At 70.7% G+C, this 12,590-nt stretch carries 15 protein-coding genes; 5 read left to right on the forward strand and 10 right to left on the reverse strand.

Translation table 11 applies throughout. The annotated features are described in order from the left end of the window. Window positions 1–38: 38 nt before the first annotated feature. From KI388_RS01395 to KI388_RS01415, 5 genes are all read right to left on the reverse strand, one after another. Window positions 39–782, reverse strand: a complete 744-nt coding sequence (locus KI388_RS01395; RefSeq protein WP_215087636.1) for a YIP1 family protein — start codon at window positions 780–782, stop codon at window positions 39–41. A 92-nt stretch (window positions 783–874) separates the two neighbouring features. Further along, window positions 875–1,480 (reverse strand): NfeD family protein, encoded by a 606-nt coding sequence (locus KI388_RS01400; protein ID WP_215087637.1) that lies wholly within the window; start codon window positions 1,478–1,480, stop codon window positions 875–877. 104 nt (window positions 1,481–1,584) lie between these two features. After that, window positions 1,585–1,896 (reverse strand): hypothetical protein, encoded by a 312-nt coding sequence (locus KI388_RS01405; RefSeq protein ID WP_215087638.1) that lies wholly within the window; start codon window positions 1,894–1,896, stop codon window positions 1,585–1,587. A 102-nt stretch (window positions 1,897–1,998) separates the two neighbouring features. Next, the gene (gene pyk / locus KI388_RS01410; RefSeq protein ID WP_215087639.1) at window positions 1,999–3,756 is read right to left on the reverse strand and encodes a pyruvate kinase; all 1,758 of its coding nucleotides are present in this window, start codon (window positions 3,754–3,756) and stop codon (window positions 1,999–2,001) included. Between the two features lie 538 nt (window positions 3,757–4,294). Further along, the gene (locus tag KI388_RS01415) at window positions 4,295–5,230 is read right to left on the reverse strand and encodes an FAD-dependent oxidoreductase (RefSeq protein ID WP_215087640.1); all 936 of its coding nucleotides are present in this window, start codon (window positions 5,228–5,230) and stop codon (window positions 4,295–4,297) included. Between the two features lie 594 nt (window positions 5,231–5,824). On the opposite strand from KI388_RS01415, the gene KI388_RS01420 reads away from it, so the two are divergent. The 5 genes from KI388_RS01420 to KI388_RS01440 all read left to right on the forward strand — a co-directional run bounded on the left by KI388_RS01420 (window position 5,825) and on the right by KI388_RS01440 (window position 7,312). After that, on the forward strand, window positions 5,825–6,091 hold the full coding sequence (locus KI388_RS01420) for a 50S ribosomal protein L37 (protein WP_048078289.1): 267 nt from the start codon (window positions 5,825–5,827) through the stop codon (window positions 6,089–6,091). A gap of 4 nt (window positions 6,092–6,095) precedes the next feature. Further along, the gene (locus KI388_RS01425; protein ID WP_007994536.1) at window positions 6,096–6,230 is read left to right on the forward strand and encodes a DNA-directed RNA polymerase subunit P; all 135 of its coding nucleotides are present in this window, start codon (window positions 6,096–6,098) and stop codon (window positions 6,228–6,230) included. 25 nt (window positions 6,231–6,255) lie between these two features. Next, window positions 6,256–6,513 carry a KEOPS complex subunit Pcc1 gene (locus KI388_RS01430; RefSeq protein WP_215087641.1) on the forward strand — a complete coding sequence of 86 codons (258 nt, stop codon included), beginning with the start codon at window positions 6,256–6,258 and terminating at the stop codon, window positions 6,511–6,513. Between the two features lie 120 nt (window positions 6,514–6,633). Beyond that, window positions 6,634–7,020, forward strand: a complete 387-nt coding sequence (locus tag KI388_RS01435; protein WP_215088708.1) for a prefoldin subunit beta — start codon at window positions 6,634–6,636, stop codon at window positions 7,018–7,020. A gap of 4 nt (window positions 7,021–7,024) precedes the next feature. Further along, complete coding sequence (locus tag KI388_RS01440; protein ID WP_215087642.1) at window positions 7,025–7,312, forward strand: DUF3194 domain-containing protein; 288 nt, start codon at window positions 7,025–7,027, stop codon at window positions 7,310–7,312. Between the two features lie 74 nt (window positions 7,313–7,386). On the opposite strand, the gene KI388_RS01445 is transcribed toward KI388_RS01440, so the two are convergent. The 5 genes from KI388_RS01445 to crtI all read right to left on the reverse strand — a co-directional run bounded on the left by KI388_RS01445 (window position 7,387) and on the right by crtI (window position 12,541). Beyond that, window positions 7,387–7,941 (reverse strand): GMP synthase subunit A, encoded by a 555-nt coding sequence (locus KI388_RS01445; RefSeq protein WP_215087643.1) that lies wholly within the window; start codon window positions 7,939–7,941, stop codon window positions 7,387–7,389. A gap of 104 nt (window positions 7,942–8,045) precedes the next feature. Then, entirely contained in the window at window positions 8,046–9,557 is a 1,512-nt protein-coding gene (gene truD / locus KI388_RS01450) for a tRNA pseudouridine(13) synthase TruD (protein WP_215087644.1), read from the reverse strand. Beyond that, on the reverse strand, window positions 9,558–9,896 hold the full coding sequence (gene pth2, locus KI388_RS01455; RefSeq protein ID WP_215087645.1) for a peptidyl-tRNA hydrolase Pth2: 339 nt from the start codon (window positions 9,894–9,896) through the stop codon (window positions 9,558–9,560). A 111-nt stretch (window positions 9,897–10,007) separates the two neighbouring features. Continuing rightward, window positions 10,008–10,808 carry a bacteriorhodopsin gene (locus KI388_RS01460; protein ID WP_215088709.1) on the reverse strand — a complete coding sequence of 267 codons (801 nt, stop codon included), beginning with the start codon at window positions 10,806–10,808 and terminating at the stop codon, window positions 10,008–10,010. A gap of 200 nt (window positions 10,809–11,008) precedes the next feature. Next, window positions 11,009–12,541 (reverse strand): phytoene desaturase family protein, encoded by a 1,533-nt coding sequence (gene crtI / locus KI388_RS01465; RefSeq protein ID WP_215087646.1) that lies wholly within the window; start codon window positions 12,539–12,541, stop codon window positions 11,009–11,011. Window positions 12,542–12,590 lie beyond the last annotated feature (49 nt).

The raw sequence follows: 12,590 nt of genomic DNA on the forward strand, positions 1-12,590 counted from the left end.
CGTTCCGACCGACGGCCGCGGCCGACCGTCCTGAGGACTCAGACCGCCGCCAGCAACAGCGCGATGGCGGCGAAGAACGTCGCCACGCCGGCCGCGGCCCCGCGACCGAGGTCGTGTTCGGCCTCTAACCCGGCGACGACGACGACCCACTGGATCGCTATCGCTATCGCGGACGCGACCAGCAGCGGTCCCGTCGCGCCCGTGATCGCGGCGACGAGGTCCGTCGCGAGCGCCTCGAACGACGACCCCGCCGGCGCCGCGTTCGAGAGCGCGTACCAGATCGCGGCGATCCCGGCCCCGAGTCGGAGCAGTTCCGCGCCGAGCGCCCACCCGGCGATCACGAAGGAGTCACCCACGGAGCCGGAACCGCCCGCGACGCGCGCCCCGACGTGGAGCGCGAGCGCGAACATGATCCACCAGAGGGGGACGCCCAGCAGGCCGTAGTGTATGTAACCGGTCGCGGCGTCGCGGAGTTCCTCCCCGGCGTCGACCTCGATCCGTTTCGGCTCGTCGCATTGGTCGGCAAGCACGGAGTCGGAGTCGTCACCGAACGTCTCGCAGGTCGACTCCGGCGGGCGATCGGGGTTGTCGACGGTGATCTGCTGGTCGACCGTCGCGTCGAAGACGGCCCCGAGCGCGACGATCCCGAGGGCGGTGCCGACCGTGACGACGACGAGCATCGCGACCGCGACGCTCTCGGCTCGGGGGGAGCCGAAGGCGTCGCGGACGCGGTCGACGAGGCCACCGGGCAGGCTCGCGAGCGCGGCGAGCGGGGAGGGCATGGTCGGGGCATCTCCGGCGATCGGCAAGTGCTTTTCCGCTCGGTGGCGGTGACCGCGGTCCGGGACCGATCCGACGCCTCACGCGGGCCGCGTCACTCCCGGTCGAGTTCGGTCTCCGCGTCGGCGTCGGTCTCCTCGGCCTCGCTCGCGGCGGCCTTCCGCGCGCGGTCGGCCGCGAGTTCGCGGTCGATGTCGTCCTCGACGTACCCCATCGACTCGACGGTGACCACGTTGCCGCCGCCGGGGTCGACCACCATCACCTCCTCGCCCTCGTCGATCTCGCCCTCCATCGACCGGGCGGAGTAGTGGGGGTTGAACCCGCCGCCGGCGAGCTTCACCTCGCCGCCCGTGGGGGTCACCCGCTCCGTGACGGTCCCGGTCTTCCCTTTCAGGGAGTCGCTGTCGCTGGTCTGTTGTTGCCCCTTCCCGCCGTAGAGGTCGAACTCGTGGTAGCCGTAGAAGGCGGCGGCGCCGAACGCCAGCGTGAGGAAGGCCATGAGGGCGACCAGCGCGGCGCCGGCCACGACCGACGAGAGGATGAGCCCGCCGAGGCCGGCGCCGATGAGCGCGATGCCGACGACGATGAAGTTCGCCCCCGGCGCGAGCGCCTCCGCCATCGAGAGCAGCAGCCCCGCGGTCAGGAGTAGAAGCGGGAGAGTGTCCGGAGAGAGGAGCCCGGACTGTGCGAGCGCGTCCATGTTCGGTCCTACGGCCGCGGCCTGATAAGTGGTGCGCGGCCGCGGGGTCCGTCACCCGGTCGACGGTCGCCGGCCCGATTCGCCTCGTCCGGCGTCGCCTCCGCTCAGAGGCCGAGCAGCAGCACGCCAACCGTGAGCGCGACGCCGAGGACGACGAACGCCGCGTGTTCGAGGGTGATATCGCCCGGCTCGATCGGCTCGTCTGCGGGCGTAGCGGTGTCCTCGGTGACGCCGTCCGGTCCGACGTCGTCGACAGAGAAGCGCCACTCGGACCCGTCGTCCGCGGCCCCGTCGGCGGCGTCGTTGGCCCGGCTCCTGTCGCCGGAGACCGCGTTGTCGCCGGGGGCCGCGGCCTCGTCGCCGGCGTCGGCGCTCGAACTCCCGTCGCGGACACCGTCGCCGGATTCGTCGCTCATGGGCGGTCGTACGCGGTTCCGTAATAAATGGCTGGCGGGCGCGGTCTCAGCGTGTCGGACGCAGCCCCGGGCGGCGGACGCGACCCCGGCCGCGGAGACGGCCTACCGCTTCCGGGCGGCGGCGATCACGTCGCCGTCGTACACGACGCCGCGCTCGCCGTCGAGGGTCACCGTGGTCCCGTCCGCGACCGACTCCGGCAGGCGGGCGCCGGAGACCATCGGGACGCCGAGTTCGCGGGCGACGACCGCGGGGTAGCCGGTCATCCCCTCGCGGGCGTCGACGATGCCGGCGATCCGGTCGAGGTCGCCGGAGAACTCCCCGTCGAAGTCGGGGCCGAGCGCGACGACCGACCCGTCCGGCAGCGCGTCGATGTCGCCGTCGTCGGTGCGGTGGACCGGTGCGGAGACGTGCCCGGCGACGACCGCCTTGCCGGTCACGAGCGTCTCGGCGGCGACGTGGACCTTCAGCGTGTTCGTCGTGTTCGTCCCCTCGAACTCGGTGAGCATGCCCGAGAGCACCACGAGGGTGTCGCCGGACGCGGCGCCGCCGCGGTCGAGCGCGGCGTCGACCGCGTTGTCGAGGATCCCCTCCATGTCGTGGGCGTACTCGGTCAACACGGGGCGGACGCCCCACGAGAGGGCGAGCTGGCGGCGGACGCGGTCGTTCGGCGTCGTCGCCACCACGGGGACGCCCGGGCGGAACATGGCGGTCTTGCGCGCGGTGAAGCCGGACTCGGAGACCGCGACGACGGTCGAGGCGCCGATGTCGCGCGCGAGGTAGCGCGCCGAGCGCGCCAGCGCCTCCGTGCGCGACCCCTCGTCGGCGGTCGGGACGCGCTGCTCGCGCGTCTCCGCGTACTCGTCGCTGGACTCGACCTGCCGGACGATCCGGTCCATCGTCTCGACGACGTTGACCGGGTCCTCACCGATGGCGGTCTCGCCGGAGAGCATCACCGCGTCGGTGCCGTCGAGGACGGCGTTGGCCACGTCGGAGGCCTCCGCGCGGGTCGGCCGCCGCGAGGAGACCATCGAGTCGAGCATCTCCGTCGCGGTGATGACGGGGACGCCCTCGTTGACGCAGGTCCGGATGATCCGCTTTTGGATCACGGGCACGTCCTCCAGCGGGCACTCGACGCCGAGGTCGCCGCGGGCGACCATCACGCCGTCGGCGGCGTCGACGATCCCTTCGAGGTTCTCGACCGCGCCGGCGCGCTCTATCTTCGCGACGATCGGGATGTCGTCGCCGCCGCGGGCCTCGAGCTCGTCGGCGATCTCGTACACGTCGTCGGCGTCGCGGACGAAGGAGGCGGCGACGAAGTCGGCGTTCGTCCGGGCCGCGAGGTCGAGTTCGGCCTCGTCCTCCGGCGTGATCAGGTCGACGTCGATGGCGACGCCCGGGAGGTTGACGCCTTTCCGGGAGCCGAGCTTCCCGCCGGAGACGACCGTGGCGGCCACGGACCCGTCGTCGACGCGCTCGACGCGGCACTCGATCCGGCCGTCGTCGAGGAGGATCGTGTCGCCCGGTCCGGCGGCCCCGATCGAGTGGGTGAGACCGACGCGCTCGGGCGTCGCCTCGTCGCCCTCGACGAACGTGACCTCCGAGCCGGTCGCGAGTTCGATCGGCTCGTCGATCTCGGCGGTGCGGACCTCCGGCCCCTTCAGGTCGACCATCACCGCGAGCGGGTCGTCGATCTCCTCGTCGACTTCGCGGGCGCGCTCGATCACGGTCTCCCGGTGGTCGGTCGTTCCGTGGCTGGCGTTGAGTCGGACGACGGACATCCCCGCGTCCGCGAGGCCGCGGATCGTGTCCCGGCCGTCCGAGGCGGGACCGATCGTACAGACGATCTTGGCGTTTCGCATGTCGCCGGGTTCGACGCATGGCCGGAAAAAGGCATCCGGTTGCGTCGCTCCCGAGTAAACGTTCGTGATGGACGGCTGTCTCGCGGCTTCTCGACTTGGATCGCGACGACTATTTATAAATCAACACGCAGTCGGCGCGTGCCTGCGAGCGGCCGACAGGCCGCGAGCAGCACGCGCGAGGGACGCGGTGAGCGAGGGGCGACCGAAGGGAGCCCGGAGCGAACCGCGAGGCTGGGGAGGTGTGAGGCGCGGTCGCGGTACTGTGCGGGGTGGGACTCAAAGGGGCAGTCGCGAGGACGCCGCAGGCGACGTAAGCACTAGAGGGAGTGAGCGAAGCGAACGACCGAAGCGCGCAGCGAGCGTGCGGCGTCCTCGCGGCTGGGGCTTTGGCGGTGTTCGCCGTCGATCCGTCGGTAGCAGTTTATCCGTGAGCGGCTGAAGATTTGAAGGTGTTCGCCGGCGATTTGCGGTTAGTCATTTATAAATAAGAAACTGAGACGTTGGAGGAGAGGGTCGCCGGAGCGTCAGCGGTAAGTTATCAGTCGTCGGCGGGCGCGGGCGCGCTTCCGGTCGACAGCGACACCTCGGGGGCGTCTACCTCCAGTTCGTCCAGGGCGGACTGCGCGGCGCGCTTGCCGGAGACGAGCATGGCGCCGAACGTCGGGCCCATGCGCGGGAGCCCGTGGGCGGTCGCGACCGCCATCCCGGAGGCGATCAGGCCGTCGTGGACGACGCCGGTGTGCTCGACGACGGCGTCCTCGCTCTCGCCGACCCACATCGAGTCGTGGCCGGGCGAGTCGTGGCCGGGGGCGCCGTACTCGCCGTCATCGGTCTGGTCCATGCCGGTGTTGTGCTCCTTCGCGTGCTCGATGCCGGGCGCCGAGAGGACGCCGCGCTCGTCGAGCTTGCTGATCGCGACCGCGTCGTGGCCGGTCGCGTCGATGACGAGGTCGGACTCGACCGCGATGGGGTCGACGCAGGTGATCTCGCGCGGGAGCGCGTGGACCGGCGTCCAGTTCATCACGATGCCGCCGACGCGGTGGTCCTCGCGGACGACGAGGTCGGTGAACTCCGTCATGTTCTGGACGCGCGCGCCGGCGTCGCAGGCCGCCTTGATCAGCCCGGAACAGGCCTCCGGCCCCGGCGCGGTGTAGAGCCCGTCGACGTCCTCGACCGGCTCGTAGTCCACGTCGAGGTCGTCGAGGATCTCCTGTGCCGGATCGCGGACCGTCACGGTGTTCATCAGGAACCCGCCGAGCCAGAACCCGCCGCCGAGGTAGTTGTTCTTCTCGACGATCATCACCTTCACGCCGCGCTCGGCCAGCTCCTTCGCGGCCATCAGCCCCGAGGGACCGCCGCCGAGGATGATGACCTCGGAGTCCGTGTAATCGAGGAACCCGTCGGTCCACTCGTTGCCGATCGCTTTCGTTACGTCAGTCTCGCTCACGTCCGCGAAGCCGTTGAATCCGTCCATACAACTCCGTAGTATTACTTGGTTGTGAAATGTGTTGCGGTCGATACGCGGCTGTGTTTATACGCCGTGACTGTGAGACGGCGGCGAACACCGCCAAAGCCCCAGTCGCTCGGCGATACACAGACGCTACCGATACGAACACCGCCAAAGCCCCAGTCGCTCGGCGATACACAGACGCTACCGATACGAACACCACCAAAGCCCCAGTCGCTCGGCGATACACAGACGCTACCGATACGAACACCGCCAAAGCCCCAGTCGCGAGGACGCCGTACGCTCGCTGCGGTCCTCGGTCGCTCGCTCCGCTCGCTCCCTGCGGTCCTTGCGTCGCCTACGGCGCCCTCGCGACTGCCCCTTTGAGTCCCGCCCCGCACCGCTCCGCGCCTCACCCCTCCCCAGCCTCGCGGTTCGCTCCGGACTCCCTTCGGTCGCCCGTCGCTCACCGCGTCCCTCGCGCGTGCGACATCGCGCCCTGCGGGCGCTCGTCGGCACGCGCCACCGCCTCCATCACCCGCGTTCCATCGTCACTGCGGGCGTTCCCGACCGGCGCAACTCGCAGCCTTTTTACCCGCGCTGGCGGTAGACGGACTCACTATGGCTGAGGACAAGGCACGAAGCACCGGCAGCGCGGGCCGATTCGGCGCCCGCTACGGCCGGGTCGCCCGCAAGCGAGTCCAGGACATCGAAGCGGAGATGCGCAACGCGACCGTCGACGGCGACGACGTCACGCGCAAGGGCACCGGCATCTGGGTCAACGAGGAGACCGGCGAGACGTTCACGGGCGGCGCGTACCGCCCCGAGACGCCCGGCGGTCGCACGGTCCGCCGCTCCATCCGCGCCGCGCTCGCCGACGAGGAATAGGACGATGAGCTACAAGTGCTCCCGCTGTAAGCGCGACGTCACCCTCGACGAGTACGGCGGCGTGCGCTGCCCGTACTGCGGCCACCGCGTCCTCCTGAAGGAGCGCGGCGGCGACATCAAGGAAGTCGACGTCGAGTAACGTCGCCTCGCCCCCTCTCCGGACCGTGACCGCGACGCGCGCACACGAGACGGTCCTCTCTTTCAGTTACCCCTCCGAGCGGCGCGCCCGCGTCGTGGCCGACGCGCTCGGTCCCGAGGTCGGCGAAATCGACGACGCCCGCTCGACCGCGACGGTCGACCGCGAGGGCGACGCGGTCCGCGTCCGCGTGCTCGCGGACGACCTCGTGGCCCTCCGCGCCGGCGTCAACAGCTGGTCGCGGCTGGTCGCCGTGGCCGAGCGCGTCGGCGCGGGCGGCGAATGAGGCTACCGTGCCACCGCCGATAACGTCCGTCTCCGGGCCTATCCCGACCGGATAGCTCGCCGTCGGAGAAGTCGGGGGTTTTTCCGTCCGGGCCGCCTCGATTCGTCCATGCAAGGGAACATGCCGCCCGAGGCACAGGAGAAGATCGAGGAACTTCAGGAGCTTCAGGAGACCGCACAGCAGGTCGCCGAGCAGCGGGAGCAGGCGCAGTCCGCGCTCAACGAGTCGAAGACCGCCCTCGACGCCCTCGAAGACGTCGACGAGGACGCGGGCATGTACCGCGAGATCGGTGAGGTCCTCGTCGAGACGGACTACGAGTCCGCCTACGACGACCTCGAGAACAAGGTCGACTCGCTCGAAGTCCGCGTCGAGCAGCTCGAAAAGCAGGAGGAGCGCGTCGAAGAGCAGTTCGACGACCTCCAGAGCGAGCTCCAGCAGATGCTTCAGGGCGGCGCGGGCGGCGGCGGCCCGATGGGACCGGGCGGCCCGGGCGCCGGCGGCGCGTAAGGCCGTGAGCGACGACGGAAGCGACGATTCCGAGACGGCCGCCGCGGGCGCGGAGCCGAGCGACGACGAGGTCGTTCGCACCGCCGCCGAGGCGGCCGAGGGGATCGTGTTCAAACACTACGACCAGTCGACGGTCACGGATCTCGACGTCACCGTCACGTTCGAGGAGGGCGTCCTCGACGTCGACGTCTACCTCAACGCCCCCGAGGACGCCGACCCCGACCGCGAGGCGGTCGCGCAGGAGGCGGTCGAGACCGCGGGCGAGGCCGTCGACGAGCTGTTCGAAGCGTAGCCGCTCGCCGCTTTTTCGCTCCCGTCGCTTTCCCGACCGAGGAGCGACGGGCGCGCGCTGCCGGCCGACGCGTCTTACGACGACTCGCAGATCGCGACGAAGTTCTCGAAGACCTCTTCGCCCCGCTCCGTGTGGGCGACCTCCGGGTGCCACTGAACGCCGTACAGCCCCGCGTCCGGGTCCGCCATCGCCTCGATGTCGCAGACGTCGGAGGTGGCCGTCCGGGCGAACCCGTCGGGCAGTTCCGTCACCTCGTCGGCGTGGGAGGCCCAGACGCGCGTCTCCGGCGCGAGCGAGCCGACGAGCGGGTCCGCGTCGTCGACGATGTCGACGTCGACGTCGGCGTAGCCGCCGTAGTCGCCCGCGCCGACCGCGCCGTCGAGTTCGCTGGCGATCAGCTGCATCCCGAGGCAGATCCCCAACACGGGGATGTCGCGGTCGAGGTAGTCGGGGGCGTTGCCGACGCGGTCCATGTCCGGGCCGCCCGAGAGGACGACCCCGTCCGCCTCGACCTCGTCGGCCGGCGCGTCCGCCGAGACGATTTCGGTGTCGACGCCGAGGTCGCGGAGCGCCCGCCGTTCGAGGTGCGTGAACTGGCCGTGGAGGTCGATGACGACGATCCGGGTCATGCCCTCGATTGCGGACTCCCGCACAAAAGCGGCTCGGAACGTGACACAGTAATGTGGTTATCTCGGGGATTGGAAATCCGCAACACACCACGAACGCGGATCGATCAGAGGTCGAGCGGGCCGCGCTTCGTGAACTCGCGGAGCAGCACGGTCGCGTAGGATCCGCTCGGGAGCGCGAACGCGAAGCGGGGGTCTCCGGCCTCGAACGTCACGTTGAGGTCGGTGCGGAGGAGGATCGCCCGCCGGGTCCCGCGGGAGTCGAACTCGCCGGGGAGCGCGAAGTCGCCCGGCTCGATCCCGGCGTCCGCGAGGACCTCGCGCTCTATCGCTCCCGGCTCGCCGTCGCCCAGCTCCGTCTCCGTGCCGACGAGCGGCGCGGTGACGAACGCCCGCCCGCGCTCGCAGTGCCGCGAGACCACGTCGACCCGGTCGGCGTCGACACGCTGGAGCCGGTCCGCGTCGGGCGCGTACAGCTCCCCGGGCGCGTCGGCGTCCGCGAAACAGACCACGTCGCCGGCGACGGGGCGGTCGAACGGGATCCCCCGCCGCAGCCGCTTGCTGACGGTCCGGTTGAAGAGGAACGACTGCGCGGCGTTGACGAACAGCCGCTGGAGGTTCGAGGGGACCGCCTCCAACGCGTGCCACCAGTCCTCGTGGTCGGGCGGCGCGTCGGGGTCGACGTCGCGGTCCGAGAGCCGGTGGACCATCGACCGCTCGAACCGGAGCTTCCCGGGGATCGCGTCGAGGCAGGCTCCCCAGTCGCCGTCGCCCGTGCCGTCGGCGGCCGAGCGCTCGGCGTCCGCGGCGGCGCCCTCGGCCGCGACGCTCTCGTCGGCGACCGCGTCGTCTACGCCGAACGCGGCGTCGACTCGGTCGCGCGCGGCCCGGGTATCGTCCGGCTCCGTCTCCGCCGGGTTGCCGGCGTACAGCCGGACCGCCTCGCGGGGGTCGTCCCGCGCGACCGCGAGTCCGACGACGTGGGTGACCGGCCGCCGGCTGCCGAACCGCTGCTGGCCGAAGTAGTTCGGGACGCCGACGGTCGCGTCGACCGGGAGGTTGGCGGCGTCCGTTTCCTCTCCGTCGGCGCCTTCCGCCTCGCCCGCGAACGCCCGGAGGTCCCGCACCGCGGCCGCGACGCGCTCGGGGGCGTCGTCGACCGCGTCCGCGACCCGGATCTCGAACGCGTTACCGGCGAGGTCACCGAACGAGAGGCTCCGCCCCGCCCGCCCGAGCGCCTCGATATCGGCGCCGCGCACCTCGGGGAGGTCCGCGGCGTCGACGCCGCGCACGGTGAACAGCTGGGTGGTGACGGCGCGCTTGTCCTTCGTCCCCGCCCACGAGACGCGCTCGCGGCTGACTCCGAGCGCGTCAGAGAGCCGGCGCGCGAAGTCGTTCGTGTCCCAGTCGCGGAGCGTCGCCCGGACGACCAGTTCGGGATAACTCCCGGTGTCGGCGTCGAGCGGCTCCGCGTCGAACGCCTCCAGCTCCCGGACCCGAAAGTCATCGGGCGACTCGCGGAGGCGCCCACCGATCCCGTCGGCGTCGCTGACGTAGTGCTCGATGCCGACCGCGCGCTCGGTCGGGTGCGCCTCGCGGAGGGCGTGCTCGGGGGGCATTTAATACAGCGAGAGGTCGCCGGTCACCCGGTCGACGCTGTCGTCGCGGGCGGGACCGACCGCGAGCGCGGTGACGGTTCCCGATTCGAGTTGCGTGTGACCGGCGTCGCGGACGACCGCGTAGGGAAGCCCCTCCCTGTCGGCCTTGTCGGCCAACTCGAACAGCTGACCCTCGGAGTTCCCCTTCAGGACGACCTTCTTCTGTCCCTCGCCCTGCCACTTCTTCCGCGCCCGCTTGCCAGCGTCCTGGTACGCCGACAGCGACGCGTGCGCGACCTGCGCGGCGAGTTTCCCCTCGCCCATGCCGATGTCCGTCCGGGCGACGATGGCCTGCTTCATGTCTCGTCTCACCGCCGCCGGGGGTTTAGCGCTTCGCTCTCGCCCGCCGTGCCCGCCGCTGGCGGGCGTCGGAGCGGCGAAAAAGAGAAACCGCAGAGACCGACCGCGCCGTTAGTCGTCAGCCGGCGCCGCGCCGCCGCGGGAGACCGAGCCGAGACCGGACGCCACGTCAGCGACCGTGCGCTCGTTGTCGGCGACCCAGCGCAGCAGGAGGAACGCGAAGAGGTACTTCGCGATGATGTCCATCCCGCTGTAGGCCCACGAGGTGATCGCGACGTCGAGCACCGCGAGCCCTTCGGCGCCGAGCGCCCAGAAGATCGGGTAGCCGAGCCAGAGGACGACGGTGAGGATCTTCAGCGTGTTGAATATCTCGGCGGTGCCGGCGACCTCGGCGTCCTCGGCCCACTCGGCCAGCAGGATGTAGAGGACGACGACGAAGAACGCGCAGCTGATGATGTACCACACCCAGCGCAGCAGGTGGGAAGACGTGGTCAGCGCGGCCGCGAGGCCGGTGACGCACATCCCGATGTCGGCCACGACGGCGGTGAACAGCTTCGTCATGTTCGACCCGGCGAGCAGGCCGAGCGCGATGAGGATCATCGGCGTCGACAGCGCCCACGTGAGATACCGACCCCACGGGGTGAGTACCTCCTGACCGGCCAGCGCGTGTCCGGCCGGCATCTCGAGGAAACTGACCGTGAGTCCCGAGACGAGCCCGGTGTAACTGGAGATGGACACCAGCGGGACCATCAGCGTGGCGACGAAGATCAACTGTGCGCGCGGGTCCTCCACGTTCCGACCCATGTACACGAACAGGAGGATCGAGAGGCCGGCGAGGGCGATGTTTATCCAGAGCGACGAGGCTAGGAGCGTGTTCCCCTGTATGGCCTCGAAGATCTGCGTCTGCGTCATTTCGAGCGGGACTGTTCCGCTTGTGAGTAAGTCGGCCGCTGCTGTTTCGATCATGCGACGTCCGAAAGTATGCCGCGTGTTTATTAAATCCACCAACCTGACTGGTAAGGTTTCTTAACGCATTCCGACGGGTGAACCGATTATCCAAAATGTTTCGATTATACAGATCAGACCCGGACGAGCGTTTTCCGGTCCCGCTCTCACCGCCCGACCAGCGGCAGTCGGTCGAACGGTCCGCCGGCGACGTCCGCCTCAACCGCGGCCGCGCAGTGTTCGCCGCCGAGCAGGCACATCGGCACGCCGATGCCGGGGTTGCTGCTCCCGCCGACGTAGTAGAGCCGGTCGGTCCCCCGGACCCGCGGCCCGGGCCGGAGCGGCCCGGTCTGTCGCACCGTGTGCGCCAGCCCGAGCGCGGTCCCGCCGGGCTGGTCGAACCGCTCCGCGAACTCGGAGACGCACGCCGACTCCTCGACGGCGATCCGGTCGCGGAGGTCGACGCCGGCCCGCGACGCCACCGCATCGAGGACCCGCTCTCTGAGCGCCGCCCGGCGCTCGGGCGTGTCGTCAAGCCCCGGCGCGAGCGGCACCAGTGTCACCACCGCCTCGTGACCGTCGGGCGCGACCGACGGGTCGGTCCGCGACGGGACGTTCACGTACACCACCGGCTCCGTCTCCCCGGTCGGCCACGCGGGGTCGTCGAATATCGCCTCGAAGTGCGGGTCCCAGTCCGTCGGGAGCGCGAGCGTGTGGTGTTCCAGCTCCGGTAGCTCTCCCTCGACGCCGAGGTACAGCAGGTGCGCGGAGGGGCCGTACGTCCGCCGGTCCCAGTAGTCCCCGAACCGCGGCACCGTCCCCTCGGGGAGCAGTTCGCGCTCGACGTGCGCCGGCGGCGCGTTACAGACGACGCGGTCGTGGACGTAGCGGTCGCCGCTCAGTTCGACGCCGACCCCGTCGTCGAGCGGCTCCAGTCCCGTCACCCCGACGCCCGTGTGGACGTCGGCCCCGGCGTCGCGGGCGACCGTCTCGACCGCCTCGACGACCTCGTACATCCCGCCCATCGGGTAGTAGACGCCCAGCCCGTAGTCGACGTGGCTCATCAGCTGGTACAGCGCCGGCGTGTTGTGCGGCGACCCGCCGAGGAACACGAGGGTGTACTCCAGCAGCTGTCTGAGCTTCGGGTGGTCGACGTACGACCCGACCCGCTCGTCGAGGCTGGAGAGGAGGTCCAGCTCTCGCCCGCCGGCGACGACGTCGAGCGAGAGGTAGTCGCGGAACCGCGACCGGCCGGGGAGGACGAACCGCTCCATCCCCGCGTCGTACGCCCGCTCGGCGTCGTCGAGGTACTCGCGGAACGCCTCGCCGGCGCCCGCCTCGTACGACTCGAACAGGTCGGCGGCGGCCGCCGGGTCGGCGGGCACGTCGGCGCGGTCGCCGTCGTCCCAGAACACGCGGTAGTGCGGATCGAGCCGCGTCAGCTCGTAGAACTCCTCCGGCGACCGGCCGAAGTCCTCGAAGAACCGCTCGAAGAGGTCCGGCAGCAGGTACCACGACGGCCCGGTGTCGAACTGGAATCCGTCGACCTCGAGCCGACCGGCCACCCCGCCGACGCGCTCGGCGCGCTCGTACACCGTCACCTCCGCGCCGGCGGCCGCGAGGTACGCGGCCGCCGAGAGCCCGCCGATGCCCGCTCCGACTACCCCCACCGACTGCTCGCGGAGCGCCTCGTCGCTCATGGGTACGGTACGGGCCTTTCCCACGTCAGTCGTTGCCAACTCTCGACGG

It is taken from the genome of Halorubrum sp. 2020YC2, from assembly GCF_018623055.1.
In the GTDB taxonomy this organism is placed as follows: Archaea; Halobacteriota; Halobacteria; order Halobacteriales; family Haloferacaceae; genus Halorubrum.

Coding starts and splice junctions, on each gene's coding strand:
- KI388_RS01400 (WP_215087637.1), bottom strand. CDS start 1,480: ATGGACGCGCTCGCACAGTCCGGGCTCCTCTCTCCGGACACTCTCCCG.
- KI388_RS01395 (WP_215087636.1), bottom strand. CDS start 782: ATGCCCTCCCCGCTCGCCGCGCTCGCGAGCCTGCCCGGTGGCCTCGTC.
- pyk (WP_215087639.1), bottom strand. CDS start 3,756: ATGCGAAACGCCAAGATCGTCTGTACGATCGGTCCCGCCTCGGACGGC.
- truD (WP_215087644.1), bottom strand. CDS start 9,557: ATGCCCCCCGAGCACGCCCTCCGCGAGGCGCACCCGACCGAGCGCGCG.
- crtI (WP_215087646.1), bottom strand. CDS start 12,541: ATGAGCGACGAGGCGCTCCGCGAGCAGTCGGTGGGGGTAGTCGGAGCG.
- KI388_RS01460 (WP_215088709.1), bottom strand. CDS start 10,808: ATGACGCAGACGCAGATCTTCGAGGCCATACAGGGGAACACGCTCCTA.
- pth2 (WP_215087645.1), bottom strand. CDS start 9,896: ATGAAGCAGGCCATCGTCGCCCGGACGGACATCGGCATGGGCGAGGGG.
- KI388_RS01405 (WP_215087638.1), bottom strand. CDS start 1,896: ATGAGCGACGAATCCGGCGACGGTGTCCGCGACGGGAGTTCGAGCGCC.
- KI388_RS01415 (WP_215087640.1), bottom strand. CDS start 5,230: ATGGACGGATTCAACGGCTTCGCGGACGTGAGCGAGACTGACGTAACG.
- KI388_RS01420 (WP_048078289.1), top strand. CDS start 5,825: ATGGCTGAGGACAAGGCACGAAGCACCGGCAGCGCGGGCCGATTCGGC.
- KI388_RS01425 (WP_007994536.1), top strand. CDS start 6,096: ATGAGCTACAAGTGCTCCCGCTGTAAGCGCGACGTCACCCTCGACGAG.
- KI388_RS01445 (WP_215087643.1), bottom strand. CDS start 7,941: ATGACCCGGATCGTCGTCATCGACCTCCACGGCCAGTTCACGCACCTC.
- KI388_RS01435 (WP_215088708.1), top strand. CDS start 6,634: ATGCCGCCCGAGGCACAGGAGAAGATCGAGGAACTTCAGGAGCTTCAG.